This window comes from Pseudomonas savastanoi (assembly GCF_020917325.1).
In the GTDB taxonomy this organism is placed as follows: Bacteria; Pseudomonadota; Gammaproteobacteria; order Pseudomonadales; family Pseudomonadaceae; genus Aquipseudomonas; species Aquipseudomonas amygdali.
In genome coordinates this window covers 3,285,128-3,300,501 of the sequence record NZ_CP076652.1, presented here as the reverse complement: position 1 = coordinate 3,300,501, position 15,374 = coordinate 3,285,128, and the positions used below count along the sequence as shown (strand labels likewise).

The window sequence follows — 15,374 nt, the reverse complement described above, 5'->3', positions numbered from 1 at the left end:
TCCTGCGCTCCGGGCAGAAGCTTCGTTGTGGACCAGATTATTCAGGGCGCGCCGCCGCCAGCAATTCCTGTGTGTAGGAGTGCTGCGGTGAGTCGAACACATCATGGCTGGCGCCGCGTTCGACAACCTTGCCGTCCTTTACCACGATGACATCATGGGCGAGGGCCTTGACCACCGCCAGGTCATGACTGATGAACAGGTACGTCAGGCCGTGCTTTTCCTGAAGCTCGCGCAGCAGTGCGACGATTTGTTTCTGCACGGTGCGGTCCAGCGCCGAGGTAGGCTCGTCGAGCAGAATCAGCGCTGGTTTCAGCACCAGCGCCCGCGCAATGGCGATACGCTGACGTTGACCGCCGGAAAACTCATGGGGGTAGCGATGCCGGCTCTGCGGGTCGATGCCGACTTCTTCCAGTGCCCGAATGACCTCTGCATCGCATTTCGCCGGGTTGTACTGGCTGTGTACCTCCAGGCCCTCACTGATGATCTGCGCCACTGACATGCGCGGGCTGAGGCTGCCGTAAGGGTCTTGAAAGACCACTTGCATCTCTTTGCGCCACGGGCGCATCTGTTTCTGGCTCAAGCCGTCCAGCGCCTGCCCGCGGAAGCGGATACCGCCGCGTGATTCCAGCAGGCGCAGGATCGCCTGGCCCAGTGTCGACTTGCCGGAACCCGACTCACCAACGATACCGAGGGTCTTGCCGCGCTCGATACTCAGGCTGATGTCATCCACCGCCTTGAGGTACTCCTTGTGCCGCCGCAGAATGCCGCCGGTCAGGGAGAACCAGACTTTCAGGTTGTCGACCTGCAGGACCGTTTCCCGCGTGTCGCGTGGCAGCGGCTCGCCCGCAGGTTCGGCGTCGAGCAGCAGACGGCTGTAAGGGTGCTGTGGCGATTTGAACAGCGACTTGCAATCGGACTGCTCGACGATCTCGCCGGCACGCATCACGCAGACGCGCTGCGCCACACTATGAACCAGATTGAGATCATGACTGATCAACAGCAGCGACATGTCCAGGCGCTGCTGCAGCTCCTTGAGCAGCAAGAGGATCTTGCGTTGCACGGTGACGTCCAACGCAGTGGTCGGTTCGTCGGCAATCAGCAGTTCCGGTTCGCACGCCAGCGCCATGGCAATCATCACCCGCTGGCGTTGGCCTCCGGAGAGTTCGTGCGGGTAGGCTTTCAGGCGTTTTTCCGGTTGCTGAATGCCGACCAGTTCCAGCAGTTCGACAATGCGTTTCTGCGCTTCACGGCCACTGATGCCGCGATGCAGCAGCAGCGTCTCGCCTATCTGGCGGGCCACGCTGTGCAGCGGGTTCAGCGAGGTCATCGGTTCCTGGAAAATCATCGCAATGCGGTTGCCACGCAGCTCGCGCAGGGTGCGCTGGTCGGCACCCACCAGTTGTTGACCCCGGTAGGTGATGCTGCCGGTGGTCAGCGTGCCGTTGCACGGCAGCAGTTGCAGGATCGAATGGGCAGTAACGGACTTGCCGGAGCCAGATTCACCCACCAATGCCAGGCATTCACCGCGGCGCACGTCCAGGCTCAGGTTGCTGACGACCTTTTGCCCGCTGAACGCAACGCTCAGGTCGCGGATTTCGATCAGGTTTTCCGACATGTCAGGACCTCGGGTCGAAGGCATCACGCAGCGCCTCGCCTATGAATACCAGCAGCGTCAGGATCAACGCGAGGGAGAAGAACGCTGTCAGGCCCAGCCAGGGTGCCTGCAGGTTCTGCTTGCCCTGGGCGATCAGCTCGCCCAGTGACGCGCTGCCTGCTGGCATGCCGAAACCCAGGAAATCCAGCGCGGTCAGGGTCGAAATGGCACCGGTCAGGATGAACGGCAGATAGCTCAGCGTCGCAGTCATCGCATTGGGCAGGATGTGACGCATGATTATCGTCCGGTCCCCCAGGCCCAGTGCACGCGCTGCCTTGACGTACTCCAGGTTGCGGCCACGGAGGAACTCGGCGCGCACGACGTCGACCAGCGTCAACCAGGAAAACAGCGCCATGATGCCCAGCAGCCACCAGAAATCGGGTTCGACGAAGCCTGACAGGATGATCAGCAGGTACAGCACAGGCAAGCCGGACCAGACCTCCAGCAGACGTTGGCCGAGCAAGTCTACCCAGCCGCCGTAATAGCCTTGCAACGCGCCAGCGGTGATGCCAATCAGCGCGCTGATGAAGGTCAGGACCAGCGCAAACAGGATCGACACCCGAGCGCCGAAAATGACCCGCGCCAGTACATCGCGCGCCTGATCATCGGTGCCGAGCCAGTTGTTCGCTGAGGGCGGGCTGGGGGCCGGGGTAGTCAATTCATAGTTGGGCGTGTCGTCACTGAACGGGACTGGCGGAAACAGCATCCAGCCGTCGCCCTTGGTAATCAGCTGACGTACGTAGTCGCTGCGGTAATCCGGCTGGAAGGGCAGTTCGCCGCCAAATTGTTGCTCGGTGTAGCGCTTGAACACCGGAAAGTAGAGCGAGTGCTGGTAACTGACCATCAGTGGTTTGTCATTGGCGATCAGCTCACCGCCCAGAGTCAGGGCAAACAGCGCGCAGAACAGCCACAGCGACCACCAGCCCCGGCGATTGCTGCGAAAGCGCTCTAGGCGGCGACGGGCCAGCGGCGAGAGGCTACGCATCATGCATTCCTCGCGCTGAAGTCGATTCGGGGGTCAACCAGCGTGTAGCAGACATCGCCAATCAGTTTTATCAGCAGGCCGAAAACGGTAAAGATGAACAGCGAGCCGAACACCACCGGATAATCCCGCGAAACGGCCGCTTCATAGCTCATGCGGCCCAGGCCATCCAGCGAGAAGATCACTTCGATCAGCAGCGAACCGGCAAAGAACACGCTGATGAACGCCTGCGGAATACCCGACACGACCAGCAACATGGCATTGCGGAACACATGGCCATAGAGCACGCGCCGCTCGCTCATGCCCTTGGCGCGGGCGGTAGTCACATACTGACGGGTTATTTCGTTGAGAAAGGAATGTTTGGTCAGCAGGGTCAGTGTGGCAAAACCGCCAATCACCAGCGCTGAAACAGGCAACACCAGATGCCAGAAATAGTCAGCGATCTTGCCGACGGTGCTCAGTTGCTCGAAGTTGTCCGAGACCAGCCCGCGCACCGGAAACCAGTTCAGCGACGTGCCACCGCAGAACACCACCACCAGCAGCATGGCGAACAGGAAGGCTGGCGTGGCGTAACCGATGATGATCGCGGTGCTGCTCCAGATATCGAACTGACTGCCATGTTTGACCGCTTTGCGAATCCCCAGCGGGATGGATACCAGGTACGTCAGCAGCGTCGCCCAGAGGCCCAATGATATGGAGACCGGCATTTTTTGCAGAATAAGGTCGGTTACCGTAGCGCCGCGAAAGAAGCTGTTGCCGAAATCCAGTCGGGCGTAACTCTTCAGCATCAGCCAGAGCCGCTCATGCAAGGGTTTGTCGAAACCATATTGACGTTCGATCTGCTTGATCAGTACTGGGTCCAGTCCTCGGGACGCTCGAGAGTGTCCGGCACCGGCCGACTCGCTCGCACCCGCGCCCACGGTCGCACCGCCAATTCCCTGCAAGCGTGCAATGGCCTGTTCGACAGGGCCGCCCGGCGCGGCCTGCACGATGAAAAAGTTGACCAGCAAAATACACAGCAGGGTAGGGATGATCAGCAGCAGGCGACGCAAAATATAGCCGAGCATTCAGTGCATCTCCGAAACGATGGCTGAAGCACCGCGTTTTTCAGCGAACTGCTCGTTGGTCAATGGCGTCGGGCTGATTTCCCACCATGTTTCGATGGCTTCATTGTTGCTGGCCTGGATTTTCGGAATGCCGAAACGGTTCCACCAGACGGTGGAAGAGCCGGGCGGGTAATAATTGGGAATCCAGTAGTAATTCCATTGCAGTACCCGGTCCAGGCAATGTGCATAGTCGGTCATGGTCTGCTTGTTGTCGGCCTTGAGCAGCCCTGCAATCAGGGTGTCGACGGCGGGGTCCTGAAGTGCCATGTAATTGCTGGAGCCTGGGTCCATCGCTACTTTCGAGCCAAAGCTGTTGTACAACTCGGCCCCCGGCGAGGTAGAAACCGGGTAGCCGGTGACAATCATGTCGTAATCGCGGGCCATTACCCGGTTGAGGTATTGCGCGGAATCGATGCGGCGAATGTCGAAGTGGATACCGATCTGCGCCAGGGTGCGTTTGTAGGGCAGCAGCATTCGCTCGAAACCTGTTTGTGCATTGAGAAAGGTAAAGCTGAACGGTTCGCCCTGGGCATTCACCAATTCATCGCCCTTGGGCGTCCAGCCAGCTTCTTTCATCAGCGCGAGTGCTTGCAGTTGCTTGTCGCGAATGAAGCCTGTGCCATCGGTTTTTGGCGCCTTGAACACGCTGTCGAACACCTGGTCAGGGACCCTGCCACGCAGCGGCTCAAGGATTTTCAGTTCGGCGGGAGTCGGCAGCTCGCTGGCAGCCAGCTCCGAGTTGGAGAAGAAGCTGTCCTGGCGAATGTACATGTTGCGCATCATCTGCCGGTTGGTCCATTCAAAGTCCCAGAGCAACGACAGCGCCTGGCGCACGCGGCGGTCCTGGAACATCGGTCGGCTCAGGTTGAATACGAAGCCCTGCGAGCTTTGCACCGCACCCTTGGCCAGTTGGGCCTTCTGCAAGCGACCGTCATTGATTGCCGGGCCGTCATAGCGGATTGCATAGCCAGTCGCGGAAAACTCGCGATTGTAATCGTAGGCCCCGCCCTTGAGTACGGTGCGTGCTACATCGATGTCGCCGAAATACTCGATGCTGAAGGTGTCGAAGTTGTACAGGCCTTTGCTGACCGGCAGGTCTTTGCCCCACCAGCCTGGGTCGCGTTTAAAGGTGATGGTGCGCCCCGGGTCGACATGGATGATGGTGTAAGGCCCGCTGCCCGGAGGAACTTCAAACCCCGCGCCACTGGCGAAGTCTCGGGATTTCCACCAGTGCTCGGGGAATACCGGCAGCGAAGCCAGATCAAGGGGCAGGGTGCGGTTATCGCTGTTCTTGAAGTCGAAGCGGATTTGCGAAGGCGATTCGACCTCCAGGCCCTGGACCGCTTCAAACTGGGTTCGGTATTGCAGGTTGCCCTGCGTCATCAGCAGCTCGTAGGTGTACTTCACGTCGTTGGCGGTAATCGGTGTGCCGTCCGCGAAACGTGCCTTGGGGTTCAGGTAAAAGCGCAGGGAGAGGGCATCCGCGCCACGCTCCATTTTCTCGGCGACAAGTCCGTAGACCGTATAAGGCTCATCCATAGAGCGTATGGCCAGAGGGGCATAGAGCAGGCCATTGATCTGCGAGACCCCCATGCCCTTGTCGGTAAACGGCATCAAGTGATCGAACTGACCTATTTCAATGGCAGAGCGGCGCATGCTGCCGCCTTTCGGGGCGTCCGGGTTCACGTAGTCGAAGTGTTTGAAGTCGGCAGGGTAGCGCGGGGCCTCGCCGTAAACGGTCAGTGCGTGTTGTGGTGCTGCAGACAGCGATTGAACAACGCCAACGAAGGTCAGCGTCAAGGCGAGCAACGATGAAAAAACAAAACGCATGACTCGAATCCTGACTGACGTTCGCAAGCGAATGTCAGGGTTAAAGGCGACTAACTGTAAAGGTATGGCGAAAATCCCGGCAGCGCTCATGCCTCTGCATCGCGCTATCTTCTACAGACAAATGGCCGCTTCGCCAAGCCACTGCGCGCAGGCTGGGCCACTGCGCTGTTGAAAACGACCACATACAAAAACGGCCCATCCGAAGATGAGCCGTCTGGCATGCGGCGCAGCAGGATCAGTCCTGGCGGCTGGTCACTTCCAGCAGGTGGTAACCGAACTGAGTCTTTACCGGCCCCTGAACGGTGTTCACTGGTGCACTGAACACGACGGTGTCGAATTCCTTGACCATCTGGCCTGGACCGAACGAACCCAGATCACCACCCTGACGGCTGGATGGGCAGCTGGAGTTGGCCTTGGCGATTTCAGCGAAATCAGCGCCGCCTTCGATCTGAGTCTTGAGTTCGTTGCATTTTTCTTCGCTCGAAACAAGGATGTGGCGGGCAGTGGCTTTAGCCATGGGGAATAATCTCCTGTGAAAAAAAAGAAACAGCCTACCGGATTCAGTGCGGTATTTCCCGACAAAGTTCCTTCGCTCTGTTTATCTGTAACGCAGACGGTCAACCGCGCGACGCAATAGCTGTTCTGTGCCTTCCCAGCCAAGGCAGCCATCGGTGACCGAAACGCCGTACTGCAGCGTCCCGCCCAATGCCTGGCAGCCGTCGAACAGGTGGCTCTCGATCATCATGCCGATCAGTGAGGTATTGCCGGCCAGGCGCTGTTCAAGAACATCGTTAAAGACGTGGGGCTGGCGTGACGGGTCCTTGCCACTGTTGGCGTGGCTGCAATCGACCATGATTCGCGATGCGATATTGTTTTTGGTCAGGCTGGCCTGCACCCGAGCGACACTCTGGCCATCGTAGTTGGGGCCGCTGTGGCCGCCGCGCAGCACAATGTGAGTGTCCGGATTGCCCTGCGTCTGGATGATTGCCGGATGACCGTGACCGTCCATGCCGAAGTGGCGATGCGGATGCGCCGCTGAACGCATTGCATCGCTGGCCACCGCGACGCCACCGTCAGTGCCATTCTTGAAGCCGACTGCCATGGGCAGCCCGCTGGCCATTTCCCGATGGATTTGCGACTCGGTGGTACGTGCGCCGATCGCGACCCAACTGAGCAGGTCATCGAAATAGCCCGCGGCCATGGGTTGCAGTATCTCGGTGGCAATCGGCAGGCCCATTTCCAGCATGTCACGCATCAATTGTCGCGACAGCGCCAGGCCTTCAGCCATATCGTCACTGCCGTCCAGATGGGGATCGTACGCCAGGCCTTTCCAGCCCACTGTCGTGCGCGGTTTTTCGACGTAGGCGCGCATCACCAGCAGCATCTGATCACTGACTTGTGCCGCAAGGCCGGCCAGTCGCTCGGCGTATTCACGAGCAGATTGCGGGTCATGGATCGAGCAGGGACCCACGATAACGAGCAGTCGCGAGTCTTCACCTTCAAGGATGGCGCGTACGGCGCGGCGATGGGCAGCAACCTGCTCGGTCAGCGCTGCATTCAGTGGCAGGCGCATTTTCAGTTCAAGCGTGCCGGGCAGGCGTTTCGAGGCGGGGCTGTTGTCTGCCAGCGTAACGGCATGGCTGGACAGGTCGGACGGTTTTACGGCAACGGACGAATTCATATTCTGGCTTCCTGGGCTGGCGGTGCAGTACCGCGCAGACCTACTGGGGTGTTCGACAAAGGGCCGTATTGGCCGGGCGTTTGTGGTTGCCACCTGGCAGTGACCGAACGGAGGCGGCAGGCTGTCCCGAACGGAGATGGCTAAATCGCCAGGCGAAGTCGATGTCGTTGCGGTAATAAGTGGCGTAGTTCATGTCGTAGTCCTCAATGTGCAGCGTGATATTTAGGAAGGGTTGAAAATACCTGACCCTGAAAAAACAAAACCCCCGGTCGGGAAGCCGACCGGGGGTAGAGAATTCTCTGGTTGGCGTCCCCTTGAAGTGGGCGCCGGATGGGTATCAGGCGCGCCAGTGGCTAAACCAATACCCATAATAAGAGTTGAGCTGAACAGGAGCATTCACCGAGGCAACCCGCACAGCCACAGCGCATGCACGGCAGGAAATGCCGGTGGCCGCTTTAAGCAGTGATGAAGTGGATTGCAGCATGGTGGGTCTCCGTTGATTGCTCCGAAGCTTACTTCAGGAGCGGCGGCGCATTCAATTGGAAAATTCAATCACCAGGATTATCAATGGCTACGAGCATTGACGTGGTGGTCCAGAGGGCGAGGGGTAAACCGCTCAACGGCTGATGACAGTTACCTGGCGGCAGGCTATGGTGCGGCCAGGCTTCTACATATTGATATTGCGCCTGCAGTCTCCGGCAGGATCAGCTACTCTTCACCCATTACTTCTTCCTGCGGGGTTTGCATGTTCGGGATCGTCCCGATCTTCATGCCCAGCAATACGGCTACCTTATGCGCTTCACCGCGCCTGCCTTTCTTGCGGCCTGCCAGCACCTGGTAAGTGGTCGCCGGATCAATGCTGTTTTCCCGAGCGAATTCCTGAACAGATTTTCCCTGTTGTTCGAGCCAGGCCTTGGCTTGTGCGGCGGTGCGTATTCCGGGCATAGTTCAAAACCGTTCAAATCTATTCAATTCCGCGGGATTCTAACATTCGTTAGGATGGCTTTAACAGGATCATAGATTCAAATGAGTGGAATCGGTTGTCGGCTGAGAAAAGAACGAGAGCGTCTGAGCATGTCTCAGCGTACCTTCGGTGAAATAGGGGGAGTTGAGGCTAACGCCCAGGGAAAGTATGAAAATGGTGATCGCGCGCCCAAGGCCGATTACCTGGCTGCGGTGGCGGCCAAAGGTGTGGATGTGCTCTATGTGCTGACGGGAGCGCGCACGCCGGTGCCGATTGACAACCTCAGTGTGATCGAAGAAAAGATTCTGGGTAATTACCGGGTGTTGGCCAAGGATGATCAGGATGCGATCAGGCGTTTGACGACGACCATTGCCGAGCTTTCCGCTCCTGAAAAGCTTCCTTAGGGTAAGCATTGCGAGGCGGACATGCAGCCTGCTTTCCTGCGGCCTGCGGGTTTTTTTTGTCGTTCTCGAAGCACCCACCGTCAAGTTGTCGAGAGTCTGAGTTAGCAGTGCTAGGTCTGACTCATTGTTTTTGTTATGGTGATTGGCATTCGTTATGACCGTTGCGCGAGGTGTCTGCTTGATTAAGGTGCTAGTTGTCGATGACCATGATCTTGTCCGGACAGGCATCACACGCATGCTGGCCGACATAGACGGTCTGCAGGTTGTCGGGCAGGCTGATTCCGGCGAGGAATCACTGAAGAAGGCGCGCGAGCTCAAGCCTGATGTTGTACTCATGGACGTCAAGATGCCGGGCATCGGTGGGCTGGAGGCGACGCGCAAGATGCTGCGCAGCCACCCTGATATCAAGGTCGTCGCAGTCACTGTCTGTGAAGAAGACCCGTTTCCGACCCGTTTGCTGCAGGCAGGTGCTGCCGGCTACATGACCAAGGGTGCGGGGCTTGCCGAAATGGTCCAGGCCATTCGCTTGGTGTTTGCCGGTCAGCGTTACATCAGCCCGCAGATTGCCCAGCAGCTGGCCTTGAAGTCGTTTCAGCCGCAGGTCAACAATTCGCCGTTCGATCTGCTTTCCGAGCGTGAAATCCAGATTGCCCTGATGATTGTCGGCTGCCAGAAAGTCCAGACCATCTCGGACAAGCTGTGCCTGTCACCGAAAACCGTTAATACCTACCGATACCGTATCTTTGAAAAGCTCTCGATCAGCAGTGATGTTGAACTGGCTTTGCTCGCTGTACGTCACGGCATGGTTGATGCCAGCGCCTGAACATGACCCAGACTTTCGATCCAAGTGCATTTCTCGCGACCTGTAGCGGTCGTCCCGGCGTCTACCGTATGTTCGACGCCGAAGCCACACTGCTTTACGTCGGCAAGGCCAAGAACCTCAAGAAGCGTCTTGCCAGCTATTTTCGCAAGACCGGACACGCGCCAAAGACCGGAGCGCTGGTGTCGCGCATCGCCCAGATTGAAACGACCATCACGGGCAACGAAACTGAAGCGCTGTTGCTGGAGCAGACCCTCATCAAGGAGTGGCGGCCGCCCTACAACATTCTGCTGCGTGACGATAAGTCCTATCCCTATGTGTTTCTGTCCGATGGTAACTACCCGCGACTGAGTATTCATCGGGGAGCCAAAAAGGCCAAGGGCCGTTATTTCGGGCCTTACCCGAGTGCCGGCGCGATTCGCGAGAGCCTTAGCCTGCTGCAGAAGACCTTTCAGGTGCGGCAGTGCGAGGACAGCTACTTCAAGAACCGCACACGTCCTTGCCTGCAATACCAGATCAAACGTTGCAAAGGGCCGTGTGTCGGGCTGGTCGAGCCTGAGGTGTATGCCGAGGACGTACGTCACTCGGTGATGTTTCTCGAGGGACGCAGCAATGCCCTGAGTGACGAACTGAACGCCTCCATGGAAAAAGCCGCGATGGCGCTCGACTTCGAACGCGCAGCCGAGTTGCGCGATCAGGTCGCCTTGTTGCGCCGCGTCCAAGATCAGCAAAGCATGGACGGCGGTACCGGCGATGTCGATGTGGTCGCCGCGTTCGTCAACCCTGGCGGTGCCTGCGTGCACCTGATCAGCGTGCGGGGCGGGCGGGTGCTGGGCAGCAAGAACTTCTTCCCGCAGGTCGGCATAGAAGAGGAGGTCGGCGAAGTGATGTCGGCATTCCTGGCTCAGTATTTCCTCGGCGGCATCGACCGTGAGCTGCCCGGCGAAGTCATCGTCAATGTCATCAACGACGATTTCCCTGCGTTCGTCGACGCCGTCGAAGAACTGCGCGGCGTCGAGATGGTTATCAGTCATCGCGTGCGCGGCACCCGGGCGCGCTGGCAGCAAATGGCGGTCACCAATGCCGAGCAGGCACTGACTGCGCGGCTGGCCAACCGTCAGCATGTTGCGTCGCGGTTCGAAGCGCTGGCCAAGGTGCTGGGGCTTGAAGATCCGCCAATGCGCCTCGAATGCTACGACATCAGCCACTCCAGTGGTGAGGCGACCGTAGCGTCCTGTGTGGTGTTCGGTCCGGAAGGCCCGATCAAGTCCGATTACCGGCGTTTCAATATCGAAGGCGTGACGGCGGGCGACGACTATGCCGCCATGCACCAGGCCTTGACCCGACGTTACAGCCGCATCAAGGCCGGGGAGGGCAAGTTGCCGGATGTGCTGCTGGTGGACGGCGGCAAGGGCCAGATGTCCATGGCCCGTGATGTGCTCAATGAATTGCAGGTGCCTGATCTGATTCTGCTCGGTGTCGCCAAGGGCACCACGCGCAAGGCGGGCTTTGAAACCCTTTACTTGAACGACGCAGCACATGAATTCACGCTGCCCGGCGATTCTCCGGCGTTGCACCTTATTCAGCAGATTCGCGACGAGGCTCACCGCTTCGCAATCACCGGTCACCGCGCGCGGCGCGGCAAGACCCGGCGCACCTCGACCCTTGAAGGCGTTGCAGGCGTCGGGCCGACCCGGCGTCGTGACCTGCTCAAACATTTCGGCGGATTACAGGAATTGTCCCGTGCCAGCATCGATGAAATCGCAAAAGCACCCGGAATCAGTAAAAAGCTGGCAGAGTCGATTTATGCAAACCTGCACAGCGAGTAGAATGCCCGCTCACCTCGTAGCCAGTTGTGCCGATGAATATCCCTAATCTGATCACCGTACTACGCGTTTTATTGATTCCGATCTTCATTTTGCTGTTCTACATGCCTTATCACTGGAGCTACATGGCCGCCAGTGCAGTCTTTGCGTTCGCTGCGGCGACCGACTGGCTCGACGGGTATCTGGCCCGCCGTCTTGAACAAAGTACGCCTTTTGGCGCCTTTCTCGACCCGGTAGCAGACAAACTGATGGTGGCCGTGGCATTGGTGCTGCTGGTTCAGGCGCATGCCAATCTGTGGCTGACGCTGCCCGCAGCGGTGATCATCGGTCGCGAAATCGTGATTTCTGCACTCCGCGAGTGGATGGCGGAAATCGGCGCGCGTGCGCAGGTTGCCGTTTCCAATATGGGCAAATGGAAAACCGCGGCGCAAATGCTCGCGCTGGTTATTCTGCTGGGTAACCCGCCTGCGATCACGATCTGGGTGATTCTCGGCTACGCATTGCTGCTCGTTGCAGCGGGGCTGACCCTGTGGTCGATGGTGCAATACCTCAGAGCCGCATGGCCGCACCTCAAGACTACGGCAGAAAAAAAATAAGTTTTTGAATCAAGGGGTTGACGCAGCTTTCTGAAACGCTAGAATAGCGCCCGTCATCAAGACAATGCGGGAATAGCTCAGTTGGTAGAGCACGACCTTGCCAAGGTCGGGGTCGCGAGTTCGAGTCTCGTTTCCCGCTCCAAATCTAAATCCATGTATGCACAAGAGGCATATGGGATTAACAAAAAAGACGCTTAGGCGTCTTTTTTCGTTTTTGCGTTAAATATCCCGGGTTTACTTTCTTGTGATGTACTTCTGATTGTCTGAAGCAGTTCTGGCGTCCGAAGCCATATAGCCGTCGCCACCTCAAGCAGTCGAAGGAACAGTAGACCGGCTGGAGGCCATTATCGGGCACCCGCTGCGCACCTACGAAGACTTCGGCAAGGAAGCCACTGTCGGTTGAATCGCCGGCAGGGCAGCCATCCTGCCGGGTAAGAAACCCGGCAGTCAGTGCTTTAGTAGTTCACCCAGGCGGCATCGTTATTGGCAGACTGTACCCAGCGCACACCTTCTACGCCAGTGTCGATACCCGGCTTGGCAGCCCATGCCATGCGTTGCCTCTGAACTTCGAAACTCATCTGGTCAGGGCGTCCATCCCACCATTCGATACTCGCCTTCCCGACTACTATTTATAATGTTGCTCGAACACCGCTACCTGCTCCGGTGTAATGAGTTGAAAGGGCACCCAGACTTCAGCGTCGACCGGCTCGCCTTTGATCATTTTTATGGCCGATTGCAGAGCTGTGGTCGCCTGGGCCTTCGGGTCTTGAAACACCGAGGCTGCCAGCATTCCACGTTTGATTGCCGCCAGGCCATCAGGCAAGCCGTCAATGCCTACAATTGCAACTTCCCCCTTCGCCTTGCCCGCCTGCTGCAGCGCCATGGCAGAGCCGATGGCCATCTCGTCGTTATTGGCCACGATGGCATCAAAGGTTCTGCCCGCCAGTAGCCAGTTACTGGTCAAGTCCATGCCTTTGTTACGTTGCCATTCTGCTGTTTGCTGCTCGACGATCTTTATGCCCGGATAGTCCTTGAGTACCTGTTTGACACCTTCGCTACGGTCGTGTGTCGAGTTCTGCGCCAGGTCACCCATGATGAGCGCGATAGTACCTTTGCCTCCCATCTTTTCTGCCAGATAGCGCATCTGCAATTGTCCTGCCTCAATATCGTTGGACGCCACGGTGGTAACGCCCTTGGGCAAGACGCGCTCATCCGGGTGACGGTTGACGTAGACAAGCGGCATCTTTGCCTCGACCGCTGCGCGGGTCATATTTGCCGTGGCGGCGGTGTCCACCGGCAAGACGATAACCGCATCCACTTTCTGGCTGAGAAAGCCCTGAACCTGATTGATCTGGCGAACGACATCGCCTTGAGCGTCCTCGAACTGGAGCTGGACATTCTCTTTTCTGGCAGCTTCTTCCAGGCCGCTGCGCACATAGGTCATGAAGTTGTCGTCGACTCTGGCGATCGTGACGCCAATTCGATAGCTCGCGGCAGCCCATTGGTTGGAAACCAGTAACAGCAGGGCGATAAACAGTTTGCAGAAGGGCATGAGAAGTTTCCTTTTGTTGTTATGTGTGACGTTCACCAAAATCTGCCATGAACGTTTACAGCGCTTTTCACGAGAACTTGCTCAGGTGTTCCTCAATCCAGGGTGAAGGCTTTTTTGAAGCGTTCCAGTGCTGCTTCGCTGTTGCCGCTGGCCCAGCCTTCAAGCCCGACGACACCCGTATAGCCCATATCGAACAACGCTCTGGCAATGGCGGGATAATGAATTTCACCCGTACCGGGCTCCTGGCGACCGGGGACGTCGGCGACCTGGATTTCTCCTATGGCGCTGCCTGAGCGATGGATGAGTTCGATCAGGTTTCCTTCGCCGATTTGCGCGTGATAAAGGTCCAGGTTCATTTTCAGGTGCGGGCTGTCCACGGCCTCTATAAGAGCCAATGTGTCTTCAGCGCGAGCGAACGGGGTGCCGGGGTGGTCGACCTCGGTATTCAGGTTTTCCAGCAAGAATACCCGGCCGGCCTCTTCGCCAAGGCGAGCGAGTTTTTCCAGCGTTTTGCAAGCGCTCAGCCACATGCGTCCATTGACATGAGCCACCGGATTGACGGGCAGACCTTTGTCGTCAAGGCCCGTGCCATGCAGGTTCAGGCTCGGGCAATTGAGCCGGGCTGCAACCGCGAGGGATTCGCGTGCGCTGTCCAGCAGGTGCCGGATTGCGTCGGCGTCGGTCAGATTGCCGTGGGTGTAGCCAGTCATGGAGGTGAAATTCGCCCCTGTGGCAGCCAGCGCTGCGATGTCCTTATTGGCCCAGCTCCATATTTCGGCGCTGAAGCCCAGCTCGTGAATACGCCTGACACGCTCGGTGAAGGGTAAATCCAGGAACACCATCTCGGCGCTGACCGCTAATGTGAATGGTATGGAGCTCATGCGCAGACTCCTCGTGACACCGCCACCGGCCGGCCTTGCTGGAACGACTCGATGCAGGCGCGGGCAATGGCCAGCGCCGCTCGGGCATCTTCGCCACTGGCCAGGGGTTTGGCCCCGGTACGCAGGCAGTCGGCAAAATGATTGAGTTCGGCGATGTAGGCGTCACGCAGCAGGTCGGTGTCCAGTCGTTGGGAGTCGGCCTGTATGCCATTGGCCAGATAACGGGTCAGATCAGATTCACTGACGTTGCCCATAGTCAACATGCCGGCACTGCCGAAGACCTCGCCCCGGACGTCGTAACCGTAGACCGCCTGAAAGCTGGCTTCAGCGGTGGCAATGGCACCGTTGTCGAAACGGATCATCACCACCGCTGTGTCCAGAAACCCATTGTTCTTGTAATCCGGTGCAATCAGCGCATCAGCCATGACGAACACGCTGACTGCCTCGGCACCGGGGTTCAGGTAGCGCAGGGTATCGAAGTCATGAATCAGCGTTTCAAGAAAGATCACCCATTGCGGCGAGGCTGCCGGATTGTTCAGCGCAGGATCTCGGGTTAACGAGCGCAACAGTTGCGGTGTACCTATACGCCCCTCAACCACGTTCAGATGAGCCGTACGAAAGCTTTTGGCGAAGCGACGGTTGAAACCGACTTGCAAGGGCACGCCGGCATCGGCGGCCGCAGCGATAGCGCGGTCGGCTTCCTCGAGAGTGATCGCCATGGGTTTCTCGCAAAAAACGCCCTTGCCGGCCCGCGCCGCGCTGATGACCAATTCTGCGTGGCTGCGCGCGGGGGCAGCGATCAGCACGCCATCCAGGTCTGGGTCGTCCAGCAATTGCTGCGGGTCGGTGTAGACCCGATCTACCCCTAACTCTGCGGCCAGACGCGACGCTTGGCCGGGAGTGGGGTCGGCGATGGCTGCAAGGCAGGCACCGGGAATGTGGTAGGCAGCGGTCTGGCCGTGGAAGCTGCCCATGCGACCGGCACCGATCAGACCAAGGCGGAGAATTTTTTTGCTCATGAAATAACCCTTTTTAATTGTTGTTCGATTATTTCCCGGCTGTAAGCGCGCCGGGTAAA

The 15,374-nt window shown here is 58.3% G+C and carries 15 protein-coding genes and 1 tRNA gene; 5 read left to right on the top strand and 11 right to left on the bottom strand.

Going from position 1 to position 15,374, the window contains the following annotated elements; genetic code table 11:
• Positions 1–37: 37 nt before the first annotated feature.
• From KP808_RS13785 to KP808_RS13755, 7 genes are all read right to left on the bottom strand, one after another.
• On the bottom strand, positions 38–1,615 hold the full coding sequence (locus tag KP808_RS13785) for an ABC transporter ATP-binding protein (protein WP_230018879.1): 1,578 nt from the start codon (positions 1,613–1,615) through the stop codon (positions 38–40).
• A 1-nt stretch (position 1,616) separates the two neighbouring features.
• Positions 1,617–2,639: an ABC transporter permease gene (locus KP808_RS13780; protein WP_058408117.1), complete on the bottom strand. Its 1,023-nt coding sequence runs from the start codon at positions 2,637–2,639 to the stop codon at positions 1,617–1,619.
• Positions 2,639–3,703, bottom strand: a complete 1,065-nt coding sequence (locus KP808_RS13775) for a microcin C ABC transporter permease YejB (protein ID WP_058408116.1) — start codon at positions 3,701–3,703, stop codon at positions 2,639–2,641. Before KP808_RS13775 ends, KP808_RS13780 begins: the two co-directional genes overlap by 1 nt.
• Entirely contained in the window at positions 3,704–5,572 is a 1,869-nt protein-coding gene (locus KP808_RS13770) for an extracellular solute-binding protein (protein WP_230016302.1), read from the bottom strand.
• 235 nt (positions 5,573–5,807) lie between these two features.
• Positions 5,808–6,089: a peptidylprolyl isomerase gene (locus KP808_RS13765; RefSeq protein WP_230016301.1), complete on the bottom strand. Its 282-nt coding sequence runs from the start codon at positions 6,087–6,089 to the stop codon at positions 5,808–5,810.
• 81 nt (positions 6,090–6,170) lie between these two features.
• Positions 6,171–7,253, bottom strand: coding sequence for a 3-deoxy-7-phosphoheptulonate synthase (locus KP808_RS13760; RefSeq protein WP_230016300.1), 1,083 nt, complete (start codon positions 7,251–7,253; stop codon positions 6,171–6,173).
• 708 nt (positions 7,254–7,961) lie between these two features.
• A complete protein-coding gene (locus KP808_RS13755; RefSeq protein WP_002553342.1) occupies positions 7,962–8,198 on the bottom strand; it encodes a DNA-binding protein in 237 nt (78 codons plus the stop codon).
• A gap of 129 nt (positions 8,199–8,327) precedes the next feature.
• Here KP808_RS13755 and KP808_RS13750 point away from each other — a divergent pair, with 129 nt between their 5' ends.
• The 5 genes from KP808_RS13750 to KP808_RS13730 all read left to right on the top strand — a co-directional run bounded on the left by KP808_RS13750 (position 8,328) and on the right by KP808_RS13730 (position 12,005).
• Complete coding sequence (locus KP808_RS13750; protein ID WP_005746418.1) at positions 8,328–8,621, top strand: helix-turn-helix domain-containing protein; 294 nt, start codon at positions 8,328–8,330, stop codon at positions 8,619–8,621.
• A gap of 178 nt (positions 8,622–8,799) precedes the next feature.
• Positions 8,800–9,444 carry a response regulator transcription factor GacA gene (gene gacA / locus KP808_RS13745; protein WP_002553344.1) on the top strand — a complete coding sequence of 215 codons (645 nt, stop codon included), beginning with the start codon at positions 8,800–8,802 and terminating at the stop codon, positions 9,442–9,444.
• A gap of 2 nt (positions 9,445–9,446) precedes the next feature.
• Positions 9,447–11,270 carry an excinuclease ABC subunit UvrC gene (gene uvrC, locus KP808_RS13740; protein WP_005732030.1) on the top strand — a complete coding sequence of 608 codons (1,824 nt, stop codon included), beginning with the start codon at positions 9,447–9,449 and terminating at the stop codon, positions 11,268–11,270.
• 32 nt (positions 11,271–11,302) lie between these two features.
• On the top strand, positions 11,303–11,863 hold the full coding sequence (gene pgsA, locus KP808_RS13735) for a CDP-diacylglycerol--glycerol-3-phosphate 3-phosphatidyltransferase (RefSeq protein ID WP_002553346.1): 561 nt from the start codon (positions 11,303–11,305) through the stop codon (positions 11,861–11,863).
• A gap of 66 nt (positions 11,864–11,929) precedes the next feature.
• A tRNA-Gly gene (locus KP808_RS13730) sits at positions 11,930–12,005 on the top strand.
• A 313-nt stretch (positions 12,006–12,318) separates the two neighbouring features.
• On the opposite strand, the gene KP808_RS25920 is transcribed toward KP808_RS13730, so the two are convergent.
• From KP808_RS25920 to KP808_RS13715, 4 genes are all read right to left on the bottom strand, one after another.
• Complete coding sequence (locus KP808_RS25920) at positions 12,319–12,441, bottom strand: hypothetical protein (protein ID WP_268257615.1); 123 nt, start codon at positions 12,439–12,441, stop codon at positions 12,319–12,321.
• Between the two features lie 47 nt (positions 12,442–12,488).
• On the bottom strand, positions 12,489–13,415 hold the full coding sequence (locus tag KP808_RS13725) for a sugar ABC transporter substrate-binding protein (RefSeq protein WP_230016299.1): 927 nt from the start codon (positions 13,413–13,415) through the stop codon (positions 12,489–12,491).
• A 92-nt stretch (positions 13,416–13,507) separates the two neighbouring features.
• Positions 13,508–14,296 carry a TIM barrel protein gene (locus KP808_RS13720; protein ID WP_230016298.1) on the bottom strand — a complete coding sequence of 263 codons (789 nt, stop codon included), beginning with the start codon at positions 14,294–14,296 and terminating at the stop codon, positions 13,508–13,510.
• Positions 14,293–15,315, bottom strand: coding sequence for a Gfo/Idh/MocA family oxidoreductase (locus KP808_RS13715; protein WP_230016297.1), 1,023 nt, complete (start codon positions 15,313–15,315; stop codon positions 14,293–14,295). Before KP808_RS13715 ends, KP808_RS13720 begins: the two co-directional genes overlap by 4 nt.
• Positions 15,316–15,374: the final 59 nt, after the last annotated feature.